Annotated in this window: 19 protein-coding genes, 1 pseudogene and 1 riboswitch; of the genes and pseudogenes, 6 read left to right on the top strand and 14 right to left on the bottom strand. The window is 35.4% G+C overall.

The features are described 5' to 3' along the window. The first annotated feature begins 396 nt into the window (after window positions 1-396). The 3 genes from KHA93_RS00375 (at window position 397) to KHA93_RS00365 (ending at window position 2,068) form a co-directional block, all read left to right on the top strand. Complete coding sequence (locus KHA93_RS00375; RefSeq protein ID WP_213108902.1) at window positions 397-849, top strand: SRPBCC family protein; 453 nt, start codon at window positions 397-399, stop codon at window positions 847-849. Between the two features lie 80 nt (window positions 850-929). Next, window positions 930-1,184 carry a zinc ribbon domain-containing protein gene (locus tag KHA93_RS00370; protein WP_213108901.1) on the top strand — a complete coding sequence of 85 codons (255 nt, stop codon included), beginning with the start codon at window positions 930-932 and terminating at the stop codon, window positions 1,182-1,184. Between the two features lie 176 nt (window positions 1,185-1,360). Further along, window positions 1,361-2,068 (top strand): DNA alkylation repair protein, encoded by a 708-nt coding sequence (locus KHA93_RS00365; protein WP_213108900.1) that lies wholly within the window; start codon window positions 1,361-1,363, stop codon window positions 2,066-2,068. 419 nt (window positions 2,069-2,487) lie between these two features. Here KHA93_RS00365 and KHA93_RS00360 read toward each other — a convergent pair whose 3' ends face one another. Continuing rightward, window positions 2,488-4,548, bottom strand: coding sequence for a DUF4179 domain-containing protein (locus KHA93_RS00360; RefSeq protein WP_213108899.1), 2,061 nt, complete (start codon window positions 4,546-4,548; stop codon window positions 2,488-2,490). Between the two features lie 376 nt (window positions 4,549-4,924). Between KHA93_RS00360 and KHA93_RS00355 the strand changes: the two genes are divergently transcribed. Continuing rightward, window positions 4,925-5,095 carry a hypothetical protein gene (locus tag KHA93_RS00355; RefSeq protein WP_213108898.1) on the top strand — a complete coding sequence of 57 codons (171 nt, stop codon included), beginning with the start codon at window positions 4,925-4,927 and terminating at the stop codon, window positions 5,093-5,095. 34 nt (window positions 5,096-5,129) lie between these two features. On the opposite strand, the gene KHA93_RS00350 is transcribed toward KHA93_RS00355, so the two are convergent. The 5 genes and pseudogenes from KHA93_RS00350 to KHA93_RS00335 all read right to left on the bottom strand — a co-directional run bounded on the left by KHA93_RS00350 (window position 5,130) and on the right by KHA93_RS00335 (window position 11,445). Then, entirely contained in the window at window positions 5,130-5,963 is an 834-nt protein-coding gene (locus KHA93_RS00350; RefSeq protein WP_432806333.1) for a YitT family protein, read from the bottom strand. 422 nt (window positions 5,964-6,385) lie between these two features. Next, window positions 6,386-6,544: a hypothetical protein gene (locus KHA93_RS23025; RefSeq protein ID WP_349772333.1), complete on the bottom strand. Its 159-nt coding sequence runs from the start codon at window positions 6,542-6,544 to the stop codon at window positions 6,386-6,388. 90 nt (window positions 6,545-6,634) lie between these two features. Next, window positions 6,635-8,317 carry a ribosomal protection-like ABC-F family protein gene (abc-f, locus tag KHA93_RS00345; RefSeq protein ID WP_233710997.1) on the bottom strand — a complete coding sequence of 561 codons (1,683 nt, stop codon included), beginning with the start codon at window positions 8,315-8,317 and terminating at the stop codon, window positions 6,635-6,637. 592 nt (window positions 8,318-8,909) lie between these two features. Next, window positions 8,910-9,116 (bottom strand): annotated as a pseudogene (locus tag KHA93_RS00340) (VOC family protein); the annotation flags it as partial. A gap of 100 nt (window positions 9,117-9,216) precedes the next feature. Further along, entirely contained in the window at window positions 9,217-11,445 is a 2,229-nt protein-coding gene (locus tag KHA93_RS00335; RefSeq protein ID WP_213108896.1) for an AAA domain-containing protein, read from the bottom strand. A gap of 732 nt (window positions 11,446-12,177) precedes the next feature. On the opposite strand from KHA93_RS00335, the gene KHA93_RS00330 reads away from it, so the two are divergent. Next, a complete protein-coding gene (locus KHA93_RS00330; protein WP_213108895.1) occupies window positions 12,178-12,396 on the top strand; it encodes a hypothetical protein in 219 nt (72 codons plus the stop codon). A gap of 214 nt (window positions 12,397-12,610) precedes the next feature. On the opposite strand, the gene KHA93_RS00325 is transcribed toward KHA93_RS00330, so the two are convergent. Both KHA93_RS00325 and KHA93_RS00320 read right to left on the bottom strand, forming a co-directional pair. After that, window positions 12,611-12,832 carry a hypothetical protein gene (locus KHA93_RS00325; protein ID WP_233710996.1) on the bottom strand — a complete coding sequence of 74 codons (222 nt, stop codon included), beginning with the start codon at window positions 12,830-12,832 and terminating at the stop codon, window positions 12,611-12,613. A gap of 168 nt (window positions 12,833-13,000) precedes the next feature. Beyond that, window positions 13,001-15,055, bottom strand: coding sequence for a DUF4179 domain-containing protein (locus KHA93_RS00320; protein ID WP_213108894.1), 2,055 nt, complete (start codon window positions 15,053-15,055; stop codon window positions 13,001-13,003). A 417-nt stretch (window positions 15,056-15,472) separates the two neighbouring features. Between KHA93_RS00320 and KHA93_RS00315 the strand changes: the two genes are divergently transcribed. Next, window positions 15,473-15,793, top strand: coding sequence for a hypothetical protein (locus tag KHA93_RS00315; RefSeq protein ID WP_213108893.1), 321 nt, complete (start codon window positions 15,473-15,475; stop codon window positions 15,791-15,793). 198 nt (window positions 15,794-15,991) lie between these two features. Here the strand turns inward: KHA93_RS00315 and KHA93_RS00310 are convergent, their stop codons facing one another. The 6 genes from KHA93_RS00310 to KHA93_RS00285 all read right to left on the bottom strand — a co-directional run bounded on the left by KHA93_RS00310 (window position 15,992) and on the right by KHA93_RS00285 (window position 22,739). Next, window positions 15,992-17,296: a nucleobase:cation symporter-2 family protein gene (locus KHA93_RS00310; RefSeq protein ID WP_213108892.1), complete on the bottom strand. Its 1,305-nt coding sequence runs from the start codon at window positions 17,294-17,296 to the stop codon at window positions 15,992-15,994. Then, window positions 17,296-17,880 (bottom strand): xanthine phosphoribosyltransferase, encoded by a 585-nt coding sequence (locus tag KHA93_RS00305; RefSeq protein WP_213108891.1) that lies wholly within the window; start codon window positions 17,878-17,880, stop codon window positions 17,296-17,298. The genes KHA93_RS00310 and KHA93_RS00305 overlap by 1 nt, the downstream gene beginning before the upstream one ends. Before the next feature lie 147 nt (window positions 17,881-18,027). Then, window positions 18,028-18,129: riboswitch (purine riboswitch) on the bottom strand. Between the two features lie 157 nt (window positions 18,130-18,286). Then, entirely contained in the window at window positions 18,287-18,994 is a 708-nt protein-coding gene (locus KHA93_RS00300; RefSeq protein WP_213108890.1) for a M48 family metallopeptidase, read from the bottom strand. A gap of 20 nt (window positions 18,995-19,014) precedes the next feature. After that, window positions 19,015-19,512 carry a YehS family protein gene (locus KHA93_RS00295; RefSeq protein WP_213108889.1) on the bottom strand — a complete coding sequence of 166 codons (498 nt, stop codon included), beginning with the start codon at window positions 19,510-19,512 and terminating at the stop codon, window positions 19,015-19,017. A gap of 158 nt (window positions 19,513-19,670) precedes the next feature. Continuing rightward, a complete protein-coding gene (locus KHA93_RS00290) occupies window positions 19,671-20,654 on the bottom strand; it encodes a tRNA dihydrouridine synthase (protein WP_213112704.1) in 984 nt (327 codons plus the stop codon). Window positions 20,655-21,260: 606 nt separating this feature from the next. Then, complete coding sequence (locus tag KHA93_RS00285; protein ID WP_213108888.1) at window positions 21,261-22,739, bottom strand: Lsa family ABC-F type ribosomal protection protein; 1,479 nt, start codon at window positions 22,737-22,739, stop codon at window positions 21,261-21,263. Window positions 22,740-23,135 lie beyond the last annotated feature (396 nt).

Genomic DNA, 23,135 nt, shown 5'->3' with positions numbered 1-23,135 from the left:
ATAAAGCTTTCCTAATTTATCCATATTTCCCAGCAAACATTCTAATTATCTACTCCATTTCTTTCCTTAGGATACCTATCCTCTTACTTTATTCCTAATATAATGCTCTATTATTTCCACAGCTTTCAAACCCAACCAAATTAAAATCTTTAACTTATTTATATCAGGTTTGTTGTTTTGTTCAAAAGTCAAAATCAAATTTCTTATCTATGTAATTCTATCTGCATGTCAGATATTTCCTTGATTAGATTTAATAGCTATGTATTTGCTTCATTAACGATTTCCCGCACTGATTTCACATTGAATTTAATTATTGATAATTCTGAATTGGATTAATGTTTTAGATAAGGTTTCGTGTTATTCTTTAAAAGGGTAGATTTCATAGGAGGGAACAGCTTGAGTATTTGTTTTGAAGTAATAAGGACTGTTCAGGTATCCAAGCAAAAAGCGTACACTGGTTTGCTAGATCTTGATTCTGCAAAACACTGGATGAATGGATTAGTTCGAATAAAGCGATTGGACCAAGGCCCATTAAAAGTAGGGAGTCAGTGGAAGGAAACAAGAAAGATGTTTGGAAAAGAGGCTTCTGAACATTTTGAAGTAGTAGAGCTTAATGAACCTGATAAGATTGTTCTTCGTTGTGATGGAACAAAAGGAACAACAGGAAAAGGAGAATTTGTGTTTACTTACATACTTACTTCAACAGATAATTATACAGAGATTTCTTTGAATGGAGAAATAAATGGACTTACTGGATTATCTAAATTTTTTGGTAAAATGATATCGGGAACTTTTAAAAAAGCCTGTGCAAAAGATTTAGATTCGTTAATTGACTATTTGGAGAAATAAGTGAATAGGAATACTAATGCACACCTGGGAGTCAGGTCCATCTTAATAAAATATAGTCACGAGAAAAGAGAGGAATCTATTTGAAAATATATAAAAAATGCCAGAGTTGTGCAATGCCCTTAAAAAATAATGAGGATCGCGGGATCGAAAGAAATCTAGAAAAAAGTAATATGTACTGTAAGCACTGTTATCAAAATGGAGAGTTTACGCAAAAAGATATATCAGTAAATGAAATGAAGCAGCTTGTAAAAGACAAATGTATAGAGATGGGATTTCCAAAGTTTCTTGCTGGAATATTTGTAAAAAACATACACAAACTCGAACGTTGGAAATAGAAAAATAATATAATTGCATTAGTACTTTTAAGATAAAATGTCATACAATTTTACTCGAATTACTACGTTACATTCGTATTCATTTTTGACCATTTAAAGTTTGATTTTATATTGAATTTCCTCTCTAAAAATTCAATTAAATTGGCTTTAATATTAAGGAAGGAAGTACAATAACTATGGATTTCGAAACAGTTATGCAGGAGCTTGAAGCTCTCGGTAAGGAACGAACTAAAAAAATATACATATCCAATGGTGCGCACGAGCCGCTATTTGGGGTGGCTACAGGCGCTATGAAACCAATCGCAAAAAAAATAAAAATAAATCAACGATTAGCTGAAGAGCTTTATGCGACAGGCAACTACGATGCCATGTATTTTGCAGGCATTATTGCAGACCCCAAAGGCATGACAGAGTCGGATTTTGACCGTTGGATAGATGGAGCGTATTTTTACATGCTATCCGATTATGTGGTGGCGGTAACTTTATCAGAGTCAGATATTGCACAAGAAGTTGCTGATAAATGGATTGCAAGTGGTGAAGAGCTGAAAATGTCAGCGGGCTGGAGTTGCTACTGTTGGCTTTTAGGAAATCGCAAAGACAATGAATTTTTCGAAAGTAAGATTTCCAATATGCTTAATATTGTGAAAAATACGATTCATGATTCACCTGAGCGAACGAAATCAGCTATGAATAATTTTCTATACACCGTGGGGATTTCATATTTGCCGTTACATGAAAAGGCAGTCGAGACTGCACAGGAAGTAGGTATAGTAGAAGTCAAACGAGACAAGAAAAAAAGCAGTTTCCTAAACGCTTTCGAAAGTATTCAAAAAGAAATTGATAGAGGGAAGCTTGGTTTCAAACGCAAATATGTAAGATGTTAAAAATTAGCTTCGCATCTGTAAGGACTGACGCTCTTTTTGTTGAAGTTACTGAACTAAAGGGACGTTAGTGAAGGAAGAATTTTAGGCTTGGAGCTATTTCCAAGCCTTCTTTATTTAGATGCTGATTGTATGATTATTCGAGGTAGTTAGGAATTCCTTATCATTATTTTTTATTCAATTTGGCACTCACCTTCTATGCCATCCAGCAAGGTTACAATCACCTTTCACTGCAATCTTTACTAAAAATCCACGTAACTATGTTGATACAAATCTATTTCAACTCTATCAACCACCACACACACTCCACGTATCTTAAGTGTATGTGGAAAAAAGTAGGTTTCTATTGAGTTTTTATACTTAGATTACTCTAAGATTCTAAAACGAAGAGCTTTTCGGACATAGTATGTAAGCAATAAATATTATTCCAACGAAGTCTTCACTACATCATCCAAATATTTTGTTGTACTGTATTCATAAATCTCCAGTCTTTTAGGAATCACTTTCTCTTCAGTGTTGATATTTTCCAACTCCATACTTTGAACTGTAAAGAAATAACGGGGCTGCTCGATTTCTTCATATACGAATGGGTTTTTATTCATATCGTATACAATCCCATTTTTATCAACAAGCACTCCTTCTGAATCCATCCCCACTAAATTAACTTCATTTTCGTTCTCAGTCACAACATGGAATTCAAACCGATCATATGCTCGATTTTTGATTTCATGATTACTTATGACAACAGTGGTAGGCTGTCCAACTTCCACTTTGTCGATGGAGATTGTACTGCCTGCATATTCAAAGGTTTGAGGATAAGCCTGAGCAGCATCTAGCTCGATGAATTTTTTGTCTTCATATATTAAATCAACAGATTCGAACTGAACGTTGACCTCTTTTGGCTTTTCTCCAAAAAGTGGGTCAAAGTATGTTTGGAAAGAAATCCAATTACCGTTTTCAGTTATAAAAGAGTTACCATATAAATCAGCTTTTAATATTTTATCGTCCACTTTTAGATTGTCAAAATTAAGATTTTGTATCCTCTTCTCTGGCATTTCATAATTAAAAGCACAATGCAGAATCGTCGTTGTTGGAGCAATCGTTAGTTTATCAAATCGAACAGGAATCCCCTCGATTTCTGTTTTTTCATCCAACGTATATTCAATAGAGGGCTGTTTAGTTACAGAGATCTCAAAATTCCATTTCCCTGTTTCATATTCCATGTTTTCGTAATTTATAAAATTATTCTGTTCAGAGTCATCACGAATCAATTTGTGAAGCTTTGTTATCTTAAGTTTTATCGTATCTTTATCATTTAAAAGTGGCCGCAGACTTATCTTTCCTTGATACACATTCTTTTCTATATTATTTAGATCCGATTTAAGATCAGGAGGATAGTACCTTGGATATGTTGTATGACTCATGATTTCATATTCGTTCTCTATAGAAACACCCTCATCGTTATCAATCATATATTGATTCTCTTTGACTGTATCTTCTATTTCATAAAAAACAAGCGTCTGTACATCATCAGCAATCACGCTTTTGAGCTTAATTTTCACCCCATTGCTTTCCGCTTCCATGTTCAGCCTTTTCCCCAGGCCATGTTGTATAAAGGCTTGCAATTGCTGATCTTCTTCTGTCCATGTATAGTAAAGATTCGTAAAAGAGTGTGTAAAAACTTCTATACCTATTAATAACGCGATAATACTAGCAAAAACATATCCCATTCTTTTATGCTTCTTGGTCTTCTGTTTTTCGTGCTTTTCCTTTACAGCTAGCCTATCTTTGACGTTCTCCGTGAAACCAGATGGCACATGGAAATCCTCCATCCTTTCAGGAAGATTTAACATGACATCCTGAAAGTTGCCCAAATCCTCCTGACAGTCTTGGCAATGATAAATATGCTTCTCGAAATCAATCTTCTTCGAACGATCTAGGGTTCTTTCTAAGTAATCGATGTAATTCTTATGGTACTCCTTACAGCCATCAAAGGATGTTCCGTATCCCATTTCTTTCCTAAGTGACTGAATTCCGGAAAACAAAAGATCTTTCATCTTTTCCACTGAAACTTGGAGAAGCTGTGCCGCTTCCTCTCGAGAAATTCCTATTACATATGTAAGAAGCACCGCTTTTTTCTCATACTCTTTCAACTGATCGAGTGCTTTTAATAAATCCTGACGTGGTTCTCCTTCCTCAGAAACTTGTAAACTTCTATCATCAGAAAGTTCCCGGCATGTATGTATAAAAATAGATGTTACCCACATTTCGAATGATGTTTCTCGATTAAATCGTGGCAATTCCTTCTGTACTTTTATAATGGACCTGTAAAAAAGCTCTTCTATTTGCTGCTGATTCCTAAGATAGGACCAACCAAGTATATAGAAAGATTGTTTATGCTGATCGAACCAATCAACGATAGATTCCACGCCGTTTTCTTTAATCGTAGTGATTGACATGGAATCTATTTTTGCTGGGATCATAAATGTGTATCCCCCTTTTGACATTCTTTTTATAGCTGAATTCTCTATTATTCAATCCATCGTTCGAAAAGGGACGTAGGCAGGGCGAATCAAAACTCGTATACCCGTCTCTAATTGCGGAACTTTGCTAACGGTAGGGCTCGTAAATGTTTCTTCACTAGTACACTTAACTCTGTTACTTAATCATATTTTCCCCTGCCATTCCAGATTGTTTAATCTAATTATAGCTTTGTTCATCTGTTAAATAAATTAGATTCTGAATCGAATTAAATATCAGTAAACTTTAAAAAGAACTTCTTAACTATTTATCTTCGATGAGTTAGTACTCCACTGCCTTGAGTTCATAGTAAGAACAAATGAATAACATTAAGGAGTAGTGCTTGCCATTATTTTTATTTTCATCATAATTGTCACAATGAGTAGTAATCCTTCGATCTCTCCTCTCTATTCTCCTCCTGTTCTTCCACTTGGATTCAGTACTGACAAGGGATTGAAGGAATATTGGACAAAAGAAAAGACTGGATCTACTATTGGATCCAGTCAGTAATTGTTATAGGTAACCAAAAACAGAAAGAAATAAATTAATGAATATCATGCTTTTTGAAATTACCACCCTTAACTTCTGATACTTCGTATATCGCTACAAATGCTTTTGGATCAATTTCATTAATGATTTCTTTCATTTTACTTTCTTCCAACCGGTTAATGACACAAGTAATTTCCTTAAATTGCTCATTAGAATAACCCCCTAGAGCAAGTTGATATGTTGCTCCACGACCTAATCTGTCACGTATAGTTTCAACCATTAATTCAGGTTGAGTTGTAATAATTTTAAAGGTTTTCAAGCCGCTTAATCCTTCTTCTACAATGTGAATAACTTTAGATGCGATAAAATAAGCAATAGCTGATAAAATAGCTCCTTGAAGACCGAATACAGTTGATACAACAATAAAAACAAACATATTCAAAAAAAGGATTAAATCACTCGTCCCAAAAGGTAATTTTCGGGAAAGTAGTACGGCCAACATATCAATTCCATCTAGTGCACCGCCATTACGTAAGGCTAATCCCATCCCAAAACCAATGATAATACCACCAACAACAGTTACTAACAATGTATCACCTTGAATAATGGTTGGTACATGGTGCATAAGGCTAGTGCTGATTACTAGTGAGGCTATACCTATAACTGAATAAATAGCAAAACTTTTACCGATTTGTTTATATCCTAAAAATACGAATGGGATATTTAATAATGCAATGAAGAGTCCCAGGGGTAATCCAAATAATTGTGAACCAACTATACTCAGACCTGTCACACCACCGTCTGATACATAGTTTGGAATTAATACTGCTTCTAGTCCATAGGCTGTAATAATTCCACCAATAATTACTATTAATGCTCGTGAAACCATAACAAGTTGTTTACGTTTGGTCTTTGTAGTTGTACTCAAAATAATTTCCTCTTTTCCAACTTATTCAAGAATTTTTGTCTTTACATTATCCTTTTTAATGAGTTAGTTTTATTCAAAATTTCTCAAACCATTTAAAATGGATAACCTAGGACATCCATATCCTGGCAGAAATAAACTGTAGACAATGGGGACCTTCTCGGGACATCACATTTCTTATTTTAATAATGTACCACACGAATGGATAGCTAGGAATATCATGGCGGAAAAAAATGATGTTGCAATGATTAACTTTACCAAGTCATTTTTTACGAGACAAACAAAAAAAAAGAGAGAAGCTAGACGCTCCTCATTACTATAAACTCTATTAGCTTTAATATCATTTCTTACTAAAAGAAATACATTAGGTGAGTTTGATAAATTCTTTAATTATTTTCCAATTTTAACCATAAGTCCATTAATGAATCTAGTTCTTTATTTAACTCAATTTTCCTGCCATATAGCTTACTGAGCTCTTCATAATTAAGATGATTTTCAGCCATAGTTAAATCTATCTCATTTATTTCATTTTCAAGATTTTCAATTCTCGCCAGTGCTCTAGCTTTTGTTACTTCTTTCTTTGAATCTTCAGAGGTATTTCTTTGTGTTTTTACTTTTTCAGTTTTTATAAAAGGCTACTTCCTATCCTGAAGAACTACTTTCTCTTTTTCACTTTTATAATAATCGTAATTGCCAAGATAGCTCTTTAAGGAATGGTCCTCAATAACGACCACTCTTTCACCTATTTTATTGATAAAATATCTATCGTGAGAGATGAAGAATATTGTCCCTTTAAAGTCTTCTAAAGCTTCCTCAAGCGTTTCAATTGAATCAATATCAAGATGATTTGTAGGCTCATCAAGTATTAATAAATTGATATCTTGAAATAGCAGTATAGCTAGCTTTAGCCTGATCCTCTCTCCACCTGATAAATGCTTTATTTTTTTGAAGACACTACTTTTATAAAACATGAATTTTGAAAGATATTCCCTTGCTTTCCCCTCCACTATCAAAATGTCATCTCTAAAAGATTCCAGCACCGTGTGTTCTTCATTATTAAACGTTATTTTTTGGGGCAAATATGCAACCTTAACATTAGCGCCAAGTTCCACCACACCATTATCAGGTCGCTCTTCACCTAAAAGCATCTTAAGGAAAGTGGTTTTCCCGCTTCCATTAGGACCGAGCAATCCCACTCTCTCACCAAAAGTAATCATTACATTTGTATCCTTAAAAATAATTTTATCATCATAGTTTTTTGAAAGATCGATCGCCTTAATGGTTTCATTTCCACTCCGACCTGCAGCTTTTAAATCCAGTTTCATATTCCGTCTTTCAAAAACTGGTTTATCGATCCGATCCAATTTATCGAGCTTTTTTTGTATACTGGCAGCTCTTCTAAAGAACTTGTTATTATCAGCCCTCATCGCCCATTCTCTCAGGCTCATTACGGTCTTTTCCATGCTATTGATCTTTTTTTGTTGCTCCCTATAATGCTCATATTGAATCCGCATATTTTCTTCCTTTTGATGTACAAAAGAGGAGTAGTTTCCCTTGTAAGATTTCGATTCCATATCCTCAATTTCCACAATTTTAGTCACGACATTATCTAAAAAATATCTATCATGAGAGACAATCAGGACAATTCCCCTATAGTTTTTTAGATATCCCTCGAGCCACTCAATTGATTCCATATCTAAATGATTCGTCGGTTCATCCAGCAGCAATATATCCGGAGTATGAATCAGGAGCTTTCCAAGCACGACTGTCGTTTTTTCCCCACCACTTAATAAATCAAAATCCCTGTTTAAAAAGCTCTCATCAAAATGAAGACCTGTACAAACCTTGCTTATCTTTTCTTCCCTTTCGTATCCACCTTTTACTTCGAATAATTGAACGAGATCACTGTATTTTTTTAATGCTTTATCCAGGGCATTATCTTCCAATGACCTCATTTGCTCTTCTAATTCACGCATTTGTTTTTCCATGCGATCAATCTCCTCAAAGGCCAGGTTAAGCACATCAATTACTTTTAAGTGTTCGGGATACACTGGCGATTGTTCGAGGTAAGCCTTAGTCGCTGCTTTTGACGGGTTAATTAGACCTTCATCATATCCAGGGCTAGAGGTTTGCGGATAACCGGGATAATAATTCATCGGTTCTATTCCTGCAATTAGTTTAAGAATCGTACTCTTTCCACTTCCGTTTGCACCAATGATTCCAACCTTCTCTCCTTCATAAGCTTCAAAGGAAACATTTTTAACCACAAGTGTGGCATCCATATATTTTTTAACGCCGATTAATTTCAGTTCCTTCATGAAATTCCCTTCTTTCATCCATAATGTAGTTACGCCTTTTATGGAAAGGGTTAAGAAGACAATCTTTACTATTTTTTTGAAATAAAAAAGACCGTAAGAAGATAGTTTCTTCTTACAGTCTATAATCAGCGAAAATAATTTATTAAAAGAAGTCTACACAAAAATGTGCATGCTAAAAAAGCACAATCATGCCTCTTGTATAAAATCTGCGGAATACTTCAAATGAAACCCTGAAATATCCAATAAATTATCATCTCGATATTAGTAAAGTAAGTTACCTTCTAAATTGCCTTATTCATAAAGAGCATAACAAATAAACCTAACGTAAATAGGTAAATTTCCTCTTCATAAAATTCATATTAATTTTCAAAATCAATTAATATTAGCAATTAGTTGGTTCCATAAACTTACTTTCCTCCTCCGAAATTTTCCTTATTATCTCACCGTTTCACTTTTTTGTAAATAATGAATTGGTAAATTTTTGTATCTGGAATGTTTGCTGACAATTCATTGAAGGTAGCTTCAATCCGAATCACTCAATCCAATTGATTGTGCAAAAAAAGAACTATTTTATATTCAATTATTATAGTTTCTATTTAGCATACTCATCGGGTTGATGAATTCCAAATATATTGCCTTCGGTATCAATATAGTATCCTTGCCACGCCATTCCAGGTAGAGCATATTTAGGCATAGCAACCTTGCCGCCATTTTCAATAATTTTAGACTCCGTTATATCGTAATTCTCCACTCCCATTGTACAAGCAAACCCATTTTAAGGCTGGTTTGTTTCCGGCGGAGCACAGAGACGCTAACTCAGGGGCGGTTTTAGTCTTTTTTGTTAAATTTGAGCTAGTCAATAAAGACACATTAACATTACTAAACGTATTACAGATTAACTAAATCTGTTTTAACAAGTATTCACACACTCTACTCGAATTAAGCCTAGCGGCTACATAAGGGGGCTGGACTCCTCTAGCTCCTTCGAGCGGAAGTCCTAACCACAAAACTTTCGCGTCAATGATCACAAACGGAAATGGAAAGCTTTCGTCCATCCAGTCATCGCACTCACTCCACTTTTGATTCGAAATAATGGTCAATTTTATTCGTTTTCCTCTATTTAGTAACTGTTTAGTCCATTCATCAGATAACTTGCTTCCTTCTGGCAAGGTGATCGTAATCGATGACTTTGCCGAGCTCATATCTTGAAAAACAGCTTCCACCTTTCGCGCATGAATCCATCTTAATTTTGGGTGTTGGTTTTGAATCCAAGAACCAATTTCTTTTGTTGTGACCGTTTGTTTGTTCCTAACCTGATGGTTAACAAGATGCCGCAGCGTTTTTCCCGAATACTTGTGCTTTTCGATAAAATTCCTGTTACTGACGTGAAGAAATTTTCCTTTCGTTCTTGTAATGGCTACATTAATCAAACGTTCGCTTTCCTTGCCGGTTATTAGCATACCAGCCCGATTTTGCGGAGCACTATCGACGGTATCAAATATCATCATATCCCTTTCACTTCCCTGGAATCGGTGGACAGTGGCCGCAATAATATCCGCTTGACTGCGCTCTTTCTCATATATCTCCTCAAGAAGCAGCTCCATTAGATTCGCCTGAGCACGGTATGGTGTTACATATCCGATCGATTTAGCTCCACTTAATGTTGCTTCATGAATCAATTGAAAAGAAAGAAGCAGCTGCCATAGATTGAATCTGGAATTGGTTGTTTTATCACTTATACAATGTAGACCTGTGAAACTAGTATCCAAGAGCACAGAAGCTCTATCTTTAAAAGGAGCAAGGCTTGTGATGCTATTCCTGCTTTTATAGACACTTTCGTGATTTCCAACGAGTGAATGATAGATGTACTGATTGGTAAAAGCTGATATATCAGGGTGCATCCTCCGCTGTTCTTTTAATAAAAATAGTTGAGGGTGAAGTTTCTCATCATTCAACCCTTCCACCACTCCAGCCTTATGGAACACATCCTCTTTCAGCCATTTGGCTACAAGCGGGTCACGGCTTGTTGCAATCGGAGGCAACTGCTTGAAGTCACCGCAAATAATGACTCTCTTTCCCAAAGTTGCAGCAAAAGCTGTCTGTGGTACATAGGCCATACTTGCTTCATCGAGGATGACGAGATCATAATCAAGTTCATAAACAGCGCTGTCACTAGCTGCTTTCGCAAGTGTCGTGCCAACAATGAACGCATCTTTTACTAATTGAACTTCTTTCTTACGCACCTTTTCTAGTATTCTGGCAATCTTGGTTTCTAGTTCCAGCAGAAGATCGGAGTCTCGTTTACTGAAAGATTGAGCCAAGTCTTGCTTTAAGTAGCGCCTTTCCTCAACTAGTCTCTCTCTATCGTTGGCAAGGAGAGGGTCCTGCTTTTCAATCATCAGATTTGTTGTAATTTCTTGATGAGCTGATAGAGTTTCCCCGTTAATCCCACCGTAGCGGAGCACATCCCCTTCTCGAAATCTTTTTTTCTTTTTAATAAACTCAGTCAGTTCCCCCATCAATACATCGACAGCTTGATTGCTATGCGACAAAATCAATACTTTCTTCTTCTGAAAATATTTATTAGCTGCTGTTCTGGCTAAGCTGTATGTTTTCCCCGTACCCGGAGGCCCCCAGACGAACGTAACTGGATTGTATTTGGACCGCAAAACCAATTCATGGACATTACTCTTGATCTTTTCCTCAGGATGCTTCGTTTCCATGGAAGGATTCATCAATCTCTTCACTCTCAGCCGTTTTTGTTTGTTTTTTTTGATTTCATCCAAGCGCTCTATTAATTGTTCAAGTAATTCCCAAGGGTCATGCAGCAGATACGCATCTGGAATGAGGTCGCCAAAGCTTTGTTCTAATGCAAGAATGATCCCCCTGCCTTCAGAGGAAAGCACCTTTCCACTGCTTTTCATCGTTCCCCATTCCAATTTTATGGAGGAACCAACTGGTATCCTTAATGAGATGGCTGTATCAAAATAATAGCTATAAGGACCTTCGTTTGATAACAGCCTTCCATTTATGACAGAATAGCGGCTTCCGCCAAACTTTTTTAAGTGATTAATCTCTTGTTGCAGAGCTTGCTGCCATTCTTTGATATATGTCTTCGTTGTTGTCATTTACTTCCCCTTGTCGTTTACTACATGATAGTCTGCTTTGTTCCAATAAAACTAAATTAAACTTTAGAAAAAATATCATAAGTCTAAGTAAGAGATTTCTATGTTGCTGAAAAAAGGAGACCTAATTATGAGTAGCCCCTAGTCTCTCACTGTCTCTGAACTTATTCTTCTACCCTTTTGTACAAAACATGAATCTCAGACGAAAAGTTAAAAGGCAACTCCCAAAGGTTAGTTGCCTTCTTTCAATATTTATATTACCACGCGCTATCATCTTGAATCAGTAAATTACTTGCTAGAATTCTATGGGAATTATTCCCCCTGTGACCTTCTTAACTCACTTTCTACAAGGTAGTAAGCTTAGTTTGGCTATTTTTAACACTTTAGAGACTTCTTCTATTGAATGCACTAATTGTGATACGTACCAATTCTAACTTCTATATTTCTGTCTCCAGCAAATAATTTCTTATGTTTCATTTTTCCAATTCCAACTGATCTTGAATGATTTTACCTTACGAGTGCATTTTTGTAAAAATAATAGATTATGATAAAGTCGAAATTCCTTCCTGTTGATTAACCTACAAAATCAAATTCCAAGTATGAAGCTTTTATCATTTTCCAATAGTATTATACTAATCTTTTGGTCTAAATCTAACTGTAATCATATATTTTATTAGAAGGATACAATTTGTCCTTTTTATGTAACACCTACCATATGAAAGAGGTGAGGCCAAAATGTTTGTTGTTTATTTTTTAGAAAACAAAAATGTTTTATTAAATCAGCTGCTTAAACGTGTTCCATCCGTCGGTGAGGATATAACTATTAAAGGTCGTAAAGGTAAAGTTTCAAGTGTTGAAAGTATTGATGAAAAAAAATTTCATGTTCAAGTTATTTTTGAAAAGGTGAAAAAAAATACACTTATTGTAGATAATTCAAAAAAGAAAAAAAGGTAAGTAACATTTGTTTATCTCTTCACTGATAATTTTTTACCACTTTCACAAAGGCAAGGATTTTTCGACAGGAGTTTAATAAAAATGTCAGGAGTTTTTTGCTCCACAATTGATTAATCTGCAAAAGGCCTCTCCTTTTCGGGAGAGGCCTTTCTAACGCTATAAATTAAATTTTTGTTTAAATATTTGCAGGTTTCGTTAGTTTGGCTATTTTTCACTATACTTTAAAGACTTCTTCTTTTGAACTCTCTAATTGCATGCGCTCTAATTCTAGTTTTAATTTTTCCGTCTCCAGCAAATAATTCTGATGTTTCATTTTTTCCAATTCTAATTGGTCTTGAATGAATTTACCTTTGATATTTGCACTAGAACGCAAATGGTCCGTTATGATTCCAAGTATTGGAATTGAACAAACCATGATCCCAATAATCCACCACAAAGAAATCACCTCATTTTTTTCTGTTTTCAATAGTTTAATACATTATGGATAAGTTATATATAGTTTATATACGTTAGTAATAAAATTAAGATTCAAGCTTAGATAAAATGAAATACCTCTCTTAAATTTATCGAAAAATATTTGGGACATAACCTGTAGCGATTAATGTTATTTCAAAGATATCTTCACAACATCATCAAAATATTTTATTGTATTATATCCATAAATCTCTAATCTTTTAGGAATTACTGCCTCTTCTGCGTCGTTACTGTGTAACGCTACATTTTGAACTGTAAAGAAATAACGAGGCTGCTCGATTTCATCATATGCGTAAGGGTTTTTATCTAAATCGTATTCAATTCCGTTTTTATCGACAAGTACACCTTCAGAATTCGTATCCCTTGAACTAATGATACTTTCATCCTCACTCACAATATTGAAGTGAATCCAATCATATGCTCTATTCTCAATTTCCTGATTACTAAAGACAACTTGGGTCGGCTGTCCAACTTCCACCCTGTCGATGGAGATTGTACTGCCTGCATATTCAAATGTTTGAGGGTATCCTCTAGAAACATCCAGTTCAATGTTTTTTTGTTCATCAACCGATAAAGAAACAGATTCGAATTGAACATTAACCTCTTTTGGTTTTTCTACAAAAAGTGGATCAAATTTTGTTTGAAAAGAAAACCAATTATTATTTCGATATAAGTTGCTATACATATATGCCTTCACTTTTTTATTGTTCACTTTTAGACTGTCAAAAGCAAGCTCATCTATCCTCTTCTCTGGCTGTTCATAATCTAAAGAATAATGTAGAATCGTCGTTGTAGGAGCAATCGTTAGTTTATCAAATCGAACTTGGACCCCCTCGACTTCTATTTCTTCATCCAATTGATATTCGATAGAGAGATATTTCGTTACAGGGATCTCGAAGTTCCACTCTCCAGTTTCATATGCCATGTTTTTGTAAGCCATATAACTCTCCTGGACAGAGGAATTACGAATCAGTTTCTGAAGCTTTGTGATCTTAAGTTTTATTGTCCCGTTATCCATTTTCAGTGGCAATAGACTAAGCTTTCCATGATATACGTTCTTTTCTTTATTATTTAGATCGGATTTAAGGTCAGGAGGATAGTACATTGGAGAAGTGTCACGACTCATGATTTCATATTTGTTCTCCGCAAAAACCCCATCATCATAATTCATCGCATATTGGTTTTCTTTAGCTTTATCTTCTATTTCATAAAAAACAAGTGTTTGTATATCATCAGCAATCACACTTTTGATCTTAATTTTTATCCCATTGCTTTCCGCTTCTAGGTTCAGCCTTTCACCTAAGCCGTGTTGTAGAAAGGCACGCAATTGCTGATCTTCTTCTGTCCATGCATAGTAGCGGTCGGAAAAAGACCCTGTAAAAACTTCTATACCTATTAATAACGCTAAAACACTTGCAAAAACATATCCTATTCTTTTACGATTCTTGGTCCTCTGTTGTCTGTGATTTTCCTTTTCTGCAAGCCTATCTTTAACATTCTCCATGAAACAAGATGGCACATAGAAATCCTCCAACCTTTCAGTAAGATTTAACATGACATCTTGAAAGGCACCTAATTCCTCCTGACAATCTTGGCAATGATAAATATGCACCTCGAAATCAACCTTTTTTGACCGTTCCAGTGTTCTTTCTAAGTAATCGATGTAATTCTTGTGATACTCCTTACAGCCATTAATGGATGTCTCGTAGCCCATTTCTTTTCTAAATGACTGAATTCCGCAAAACAAAAGTTCTTTCATCTTTTCCACTGAAACTTGGAGAAGCTGTGCCGCTTCCTCTCGAGAAATTCCTATTACATATGTAAGAAGCACCGCTTTTTTCTCATACTCTTTCAACTGATCGAGTGCTTTAAATAAGTCCTGACGTAGTTCACCTTCCTCAGAAACTTGTAAACTTTTATCATCAGAAAGTTCACGGCAGATATGTAGGAAAATAGACGTTACCCACTTTTCGAATGACGTTTCTCGTTTAAATCGAGGTAATTCCTTGTGCACTTTTATAATGGACTGATAAAAAAGCTCTTCCATTTGCTGTTGATTCCTAAGATAGGACCAACCAAGTATATAGAACGATTGTTTATGCTGATCGAACCAATCAACGATAGATTCCACGTCTTTTTCTCTTATCGTAGTTCTTGATATGGGATCTATTTTTGCTGAGATCATAAATGCGTTTCCCCCTTTTAACATTCTCTTTGTAGCTAAATTCTCTATTATTCTATCCATCCTTTCGAAAAGGACGTAGATATGGTGAATCAAAACTTGTATACCTGTCTCTAAATGCAGAACTACCTGTAATGGCTGTAAATCTCTATTTTCTTGTACACATAACTCTGTAGATAAACAACTTGCTGCATTGTATATTTTTCCCTGAATTTCCAGATTATTTAATCCTATTATAGCTTTGTTCATCTGTTAAATAAATTAGGTTCTGAATCGAAATGAATATCAGCAAACTTAAACCATGATTTTTTGTTGAAATTTGTATTTTGTTTATTGTTGCTAATTAACAAACAGTAGATTACTATTATGCGAAAAGTTTTATTAGCATCTATTGGATTATGTTTTTTAGGAGGAGTAAAAGTGATAAAAAAACTAATTATCTTAGGTGCATTCTTGAATTTGCTTTTTATCACAGGTTGCGGAGGAAAAGAATTTGACTTCGAAGGCAAAATTTTAGAAATTATTGATCCAACAACCATTCGTGTTGGAGAAGATGCAGGTGATCCCACTGCTCTATATCCTATGTACGATATAACAATTAATGAAAACACCAATATAAATGGGAAGGTAGATTCTGCTTCTGATTTAAAAGTTGGGCAGAATGTAAATATTTTAATTCAAGGTGATGAAGATATATATAAATCAGTCGAGTTGATTGCTACAGAAATCATTGTAGAGTAGATTTCCCTCAGTTTAATAGTTTTTTGACAAATAAAAGGTTAACCTGTTATGAGAAAATATATCCAATTGGAGTTTAATAAAAATTTAGTCCATATAACATCAGTTATCACTATGATAGTCATAAAAATGGAAAATAAAGAGTCCTATTTAGCCTACGTAATTAATCCCCGCAAGCTAAATAGGACATGTTTTTATCTGTTAAGCACTTTGCTTCGATACAACAACGGTTTCCTGCCTTTTCCTATTTGGCAACATATTAAATATAATATTAAGCGCAATGGCCGTTACACTGCCTGCAACAATACCATTACTTGTCAATATTTGCAGTCCTGATGGAAGTGCTGAAAATAAGTTAGGTGCAACCGTAACACCAAGACCTAGACCGACAGAACAAGCAATAATCATCGAGTTTTCTTGCGAATCGGAAATAGTTTTACTTAGCATTTTAATCCCTTGAGAAACGACCATCCCAAACATCGCCATCATTGCTCCCCCTAAGACAGATGTTGGAATAATGGTTGTGAATGCTGCAATTTTAGGCAGGAATCCAAGGGCGATTAGCATGGAACCCGTAATCAAAATCACTTTTCGAGACCGAACACCTGACATTTGAATCAAACCGACATTTTGCGAAAATGTTGTATATGGAAAGGCATTGAAAAGACCGCCAATGACGGAGGCTAGCCCTTCTGCACGATAGCCTTTTGCCAAATCTTCTTTCTTCAACTTCTTATCACAAATATCACTCAAGGCAAAATAAACACCCGTTGATTCTACCAAAGATACCATCCCAACGATTGTCATTGTAAGGATGGCTGACCATTCAAATGTCGGATATCCAAAATAAAATGGTCTTACGATTTGTGCAACTGCTGCATCCTGAACTGGCATTAAATCAACCTTACCCATGATACTGGCAGCAATTGTTCCAACACCAAGACCGAGTAATATGGAGATGGCCCGAATAAAGCCAGTGGAAAAACGGAAGATTAAGATAATCGTTAGTAAGGTCCCAAAAGCTAATATAATATTCGACAATGACCCAAAGTCTGCTGCATCTTGGCCACCGCCCATATTATTGATCGCTACTGGAATAAGGGTAATACCAATAATGGTCACAACGGAACCTGTTACAACGGGTGGAAAAAATTTGATCAATTTGCCAAAAAAACCAGCAATCAACATAATGATCAAGCCAGAGGCAATGATGGAACCATAAATAGCAGAAATACCAAATTCCTCACCAATTTTCATAATCGGACCTACCGCAGTAAAAGTACAGCCAAGCACAACTGGGAGGCCTATTCCGACAAATCGGTTACTCATGATTTGTAAAAGTGTTGCAACTCCACACATTAAAATATCAATCGACACAAGATACGTTAATTGTTTATGATCAAATCCCAAAGATTTTCCGATAATTAATGGCACGAGAATAGCACCCGCGTACATAGCCAAAAGATGCTGGATTCCCAATGTGGTGGACTTCAGTGCATTTTTCATTAGATGGAACACTCCTCCATAAATTCGACTTTTCCATTTTGCAAGGAGGCAATATTGGCAAGTGATTCAACCCGAATTCCGCGATCACGAATCAATTGACCACCTGATTGGAAACCTTTTTCTATGACAATTCCAACTCCCGCAAGTTTTGCTCCTGCCTGCTCAATCATTTCCAGTAAACCTAAAACAGCTTGTCCATTTGCCAAAAAGTCATCAATAATCAACACAACGTCATCTTGTTGAATATAATCACCGGAAATTGAAATTTCATTTGTTTCTTTTTTTGTAAAAGAGTGTACTTTAGCAGTATAAAGATTTTCTGATAGCGTTAATGACTTCCTTTTCCGAGCAAATACAACGGGGACCTTCATCAAAAGTCCCGCCATCGTTGCTGGAGCAATACCGGACGACTCGATTGTAATAATTTTTGTAACACCAGCTTCCTGAAAACGAACGGCAAATTCCTCGCCAATTTCCTTCATTAAATTCGGATCTATTTGATGATTTAAGAACGAATCCACTTTTAACACGGTATCTGACAAGACTTTTCCTTCTGAAACAATTTTCTCCTGTAATGCCTTCACAATGTTGTCCCCTTCCAGCTAACTGATATAAAATACAAAAAAAACTCGCAGACGATATGCCCCTTTTTAAATGCAGGGTAGCAAAGTCTTCGAGTTTGAATCTAAAAGAAATAGGAAAAAAACAAGATTTTCACATAACCTTATTTTTTCCAATCATTTGCCACCCATAGTCGATTTGTTTACGGCAAATCGGTAGAAACTTGCAGACCCTATCCCTGCGATTATATGAGTGAATACTATAGAATTGTAGAATATTGTTATTATAGCACTTCTAATCGGATTTTCAATAACTACTTTTAGGTAATAGAAAATGGATTATATCCAACCTCGCAAGAGCTACTGCCTAAAAAAGGTATATTTTTCGTCTTTTTTGTTAAACTTGCACTCGAAATAGGTTTAGGGATTACTATATAGTCATTTTCCAGCTTGATAAAGACAGCCAGTTTTCCTTTTCCTTATAATCTGGCATTATTTTTCCAACAAGGCGCCAGAAGGATCGGTCGTGATTCAGATGAACCATATGGCACATTTCATGAACGACTACATAGTCAATGACCTCAAGTGGTGCCATTGCTAGTCGCCAATTAAATGTTAACTGCAGCTTTGAATCACAGGTTCCCCAAGTCGTTTTACTATCCGAAATACGAATAGAACGTGGTTTTGTTTTGAAGTTGCTTTGATAGGAGAAAATGCTCTTTTCCACTAATGCCTTACACTGCTGGTAATAAAATCGTTTCAAAGCTTTTTTTATTTTTTCAGTGTCTGGCTGCTTTACATATATAAGGAGCTTACCGTCTTCAAACACTACATGTTCTTGCGTTATATTTATATCTTGGAAGATCTGAATGGGATAATTGTTTCCTAAATAAAGAAAACTCTCACCATACTCATAGACCTTTTTCTCAGGTCCCAGCAGCCTATCCTTCATTTCTTTTAATTTTTGCTGTATAAGATCCCATTTTTCTTCTAGTAATTGAAGCACTCTATCATCAGATGTCCCTTTCGGAGCGTGAACCTTAACAATTCCATAACTATCTATTGTAACTCCTATGGAGGTACGATTTTTGTACTTGATATCAAAACGTATTGTCTCACCTAAGTAGGCATGTATCATGTCATCACCTGTATTAAGGCTTATCCCCTGTATTTGATCGCCAATCCTTTTAAGAAATTCCTGGCATATTTATCTCCGCACTCTTTATAGTTCTTATGCCCTTCTTTTCTTAATAAAGCGCCTAGCTCCCCTTTTGTAACTGTGATTCCTGCATTTTCGAATATTTCCAGCATATCCTCAGTCGTTAATGCTAATGCAATTTTTACCTTTTTTAACAGGAGATTATTAACATTTGCACTTTTCTTTAAAGATGGTTCTGGCGTATCAGACTGCCCTAGTTTGGGCTCTTGTTTTCCTCTTTTATAAATAATCAAACCATTTAAAAATGAATCTAACATACTGTTATTACATTTTATTTGATCGTCACTTTCGGCATCATACTCGTCTGACTTTGTGAGAATCTTTATTACTTCTGGCACTGTTACGCCCGCTCCCCCAAGTTTAAAGATCTCTGCCATTTCTTTATTTTTAATCTCAAGCGCATATCTCAATCGAATTAATATATCGTTATTATCCATAATAGACCTCCATAAAAATAATAGTGTCAAGCCTCTGTCCCACCAAAGGTAGTGACCAATTGATTAATCTAATACTACCTTATCGTAAATTGGATATCAAAAAAGTAAATAGGCAACTCCCAATGGGGTAGTTGCCTACTTTTTTAATGAGGACTCTTCTACTGTTCCCCAATTTCATCGAGATTCTTTGACCCAAAATTATCGAGCATCGCACGCACTTCATCTGTTGACTCTGTGCTCATTAATTGATTTCTTAATTGACTCGCCCCTCGAAATCCTTTGACATATATCTTAAAAAAGCGATGAAGAGCCTTAAACGGACGTAGCTCTAATTTTGAGTATTTATCATGGAGATCCAGATGCAACCTTAAGAGATCAAGCAATTCCTTACTGCTATGATCTTTCGGTTCTTTTTCAAAGGCAAATGGATTATTGAAAATACCACGCCCAATCATAACCCCATCAACACCATATTGATCAACAAGTTTCAAGCCAGTTTGGCGGTCAGGAATATCCCCATTGATCGTCAAAAGTGTATCTGGTGCCACCTTGTCACGAAGTTTCTTAATCTCCGGGATTAGCTCCCAATGAGCATCCACTTTGCTCATTTCCTTCCTTGTACGCAGATGAATGGATAGATTGGCAATGTCTTGTTTCAATATGTGTGTCAGCCAATCCTGCCATTCGTCTACATCCGTGTAACCAAGCCTTGTTTTTACACTTACGGGTAATCCTCCTGCTTTTGCTGCTTGTATTAAATCTGCAGCAACTTCTGGACGGAGGATAAGACCGCTTCCCTTCCCATGCTGTGCCACATTAGGTACAGGGCAGCCCATATTGATATCTATACCCCGAAAGCCTAGTTTCGCCATACCAATACTCATTTGCCGAAAGTATTCAGGCTTATCCCCCCATATATGGGCTACAATTGGTTGTTCATCCTCTGTAAAAGTCAAACGCCCACGCACACTCTGGATCCCCTGTGGGTGACAATAACTCTCCGTATTAGTAAACTCTGTAAAAAACACATCAGGTCTAGCCGCTTCACTCACTACATGGCGGAAAACAACATCCGTCACTTCTTCCATTGGTGCCAGTATAAAAAAAGGTCGTGGTAAATCACGCCAAAAATTATCTATCATAATCAAATTCAAATCCTCTCATTATTGGACACCTAGGCAAGCCCATGTCCCCAAAAATAAAAAGCAAGGATTTCCCTGCCTTTATTACACTTATGCCGTGCTTAAGCACTTTTTATCAAACGATAGTAAATTTTAATCATTATACATTTTAATATTAACAAATAAAAAGTGCAAAGAAAATCGGGTAAGATGAGGTGATTTGAGACACACAGGTATAGACATATTGTCCAGGTTTCCGCATTTTTTCACATTTTAAAATAAAGTCTTCTGAAATAACGTGAAAAGCCAGGAAGGACAAGGGATTGAGACAATAATGAAAAAGACTGGAACCATAAAGGTGTAGAATGGCTAATTTCTCAGCTTTAGAATATTTAATTCGAGCCATATAAAATACACCCCTTAGATAAACAGATTTTATTTTTTAATCTGTCTACCTAATGGGGAGCATATGAGCATATCAAGATTGATCAAAATGAATTCTTCTCTAACAGATTTATGTTAGTTTTCATAAAAAAGTTTGATCATTTTAGCTACGTTCTTTAACTAAAGTACCATATAGTTTAATTATCTGATTTACTAATTACATCTTTTATTCTTCATATTTAACTACATAGATATAGTTTTTGTTGCAACTGTTTGTTGAAATACCTTATCATGCTCAACAATAACCATTGTGGGATTAAATCTTTGAATAAGTTCTTCAATCTGCATGCGTGAATAAATATCAATAAAATTTAACGGTTCATCCCAAATATATAAATGAGCTTTTTCACATAAACTTTTGGCTATAAGCAGCTTTTTCTTTTGTCCACCAGAATAATGAGATATATCTTTCTCAAATTGAATACGGTCAAAATCCATCTTACGTAGGATGGATTTAAATAACGTTTCATCAATCTCATGCATTTCAATAAAGTCCGATAATAGCCCCTTCAAATGAGAAGTATCTTGTTGAACATAGGAAATAATGAGGCCTGAACCTAAATTCATTGTACCTGTATGTTGGATGGGATTTCCTAGAATTAATTTTAGGATACTACTTTTTCCACTTCCATTCTTTCCATCAAGTACAATTCGGTCACCTTGTTCAACTTTAAAGCTAATCGGCTTATTCACTATATGTTCAGCGTACTTAACAGACACATCAGCCAAACAGATCAATTCATTTGACTGAAATTCCAATGGTTCTAATTTTAATGACTCGGTTTTTTCCACATTTTTCAGCAGTTTTGACTTTTCCTCAATAGCTTTCTGTTGCCTTGATTCAAGGTTCTTTGCTCTCTTCATCATCTTTTCCGCTTTATGTCCTACAAAACCCTTGTCCAACTTCGAACCCGAATTCGTTGTCCCATTTTTGGAGTCTTCCACTTGATTAGACCAACCTGTTGAACGCTTTGAAGACTGTTTTAATCTCCCTATGTCTTTTTGTAGACGCTGATTTGTTGCCTCTTCGTGTTCCTGCTGTCTATCAAAATTTAACTTCCAAGAAGAATAGTTACCACTTTGAACTTCAATATTTGCTCTATTTATAGATAAGATATGGTCAACGCATCCATCTAAAAAGATTCTGTCATGTGAAATTAAAATAAACCCCTTTTTTTTCCTAAGATAATCAGAGACTATCTTTCGTGCATCTGTGTCTAGATGATTAGTTGGCTCATCAATTAATAGAAATTGACCCTCATTCAAAAAAAGTGCAGCAAGCAACACCTTTGTTTGTTCTCCATTTGATAATGTTTTAAATGGTCGGTACATGACCTCGGCATCAACATTTAGATAGGATATTTCACGAAGATATTCCCAATCTTCTGCTTGGGGGCAAATTTCTTCAAAGATTTCATGAGTATACTTATTTTTATCCGAAACTGGATAAGGGAAATAATTAAATTCTTCCGAAGAAATGATTTTTCCACTATACTCATAATTCCCTAATAATAAATTAAAGAATGTTGTTTTACCTCGTCCATTTCTACCGATAAATCCAAGTTTCCAATCTGTATCTATTTTAAAGTTTACACCTTCAAAAATATTATCAAAGCTACCTGGATAAGAAAAAGTTAAGTCTTGAACTTGTATCATTGACATGATAATTCCTCCTTTGTATATCAACACTTTTACTTTTTTATACAAAGTCGGCACATCCATCTATTCTAATTTCTCCGTATAAGTTTGATGGATATTAACGACTTATACGGAGTATTACATGCGTAACAATAGTGTCTGAATTGCTCATTTCTCTCACTCCTTTATTTATTCTATTAAAGTTACAAATGAAAAAATATCCAGCTTATCTATGGGAGAATAAAAATCCTCCCAATGTGTAATTGGAAGGATTAGTCTTTCTCTTATATTAAATAAGTTCTTTTTTGCCATTGGAATCATGACAAATAAAGTATAAACTGATTTATAAAAATGGATAGACTAACCCTATATTTTGTAGTTTGAAGTTATTCATTTCAAATAAAAATTTAGATTAGTTAA

This window comes from Lederbergia citrisecunda, assembly GCF_018343695.1.
GTDB lineage: Bacteria > Bacillota > Bacilli > Bacillales > Bacillaceae_C > Lederbergia > Lederbergia citrisecunda.
The sequence above is the reverse complement of the archived record's forward strand: the minus strand, read 5'-3'. Positions and strand labels throughout refer to the sequence as shown.

Excerpts from the sequence above, each read along its gene's own strand:
- KHA93_RS00365 (WP_213108900.1), top strand. The coding sequence starts at position 1,361 with ATGGATTTCGAAACAGTTATGCAGGAGCTTGAAGCTCTCGGTAAGGAA.
- KHA93_RS00360 (WP_213108899.1), bottom strand. The coding sequence starts at position 4,548 with ATGATCCCAGCAAAAATAGATTCCATGTCAATCACTACGATTAAAGAA.
- KHA93_RS00350 (WP_432806333.1), bottom strand. The coding sequence starts at position 5,963 with ATGGTTTCACGAGCATTAATAGTAATTATTGGTGGAATTATTACAGCC.
- abc-f (WP_233710997.1), bottom strand. The coding sequence starts at position 8,317 with ATGAAGGAACTGAAATTAATCGGCGTTAAAAAATATATGGATGCCACA.
- KHA93_RS00335 (WP_213108896.1), bottom strand. The coding sequence starts at position 11,445 with ATGACAACAACGAAGACATATATCAAAGAATGGCAGCAAGCTCTGCAA.
- KHA93_RS00330 (WP_213108895.1), top strand. The coding sequence starts at position 12,178 with ATGTTTGTTGTTTATTTTTTAGAAAACAAAAATGTTTTATTAAATCAG.
- KHA93_RS00320 (WP_213108894.1), bottom strand. The coding sequence starts at position 15,055 with ATGATCTCAGCAAAAATAGATCCCATATCAAGAACTACGATAAGAGAA.
- KHA93_RS00310 (WP_213108892.1), bottom strand. The coding sequence starts at position 17,296 with ATGAAAAATGCACTGAAGTCCACCACATTGGGAATCCAGCATCTTTTG.
- KHA93_RS00300 (WP_213108890.1), bottom strand. The coding sequence starts at position 18,994 with ATGATACATGCCTACTTAGGTGAGACAATACGTTTTGATATCAAGTAC.
- KHA93_RS00295 (WP_213108889.1), bottom strand. The coding sequence starts at position 19,512 with ATGGATAATAACGATATATTAATTCGATTGAGATATGCGCTTGAGATT.
- KHA93_RS00290 (WP_213112704.1), bottom strand. The coding sequence starts at position 20,654 with ATGATAGATAATTTTTGGCGTGATTTACCACGACCTTTTTTTATACTG.
- KHA93_RS00285 (WP_213108888.1), bottom strand. The coding sequence starts at position 22,739 with ATGTCAATGATACAAGTTCAAGACTTAACTTTTTCTTATCCAGGTAGC.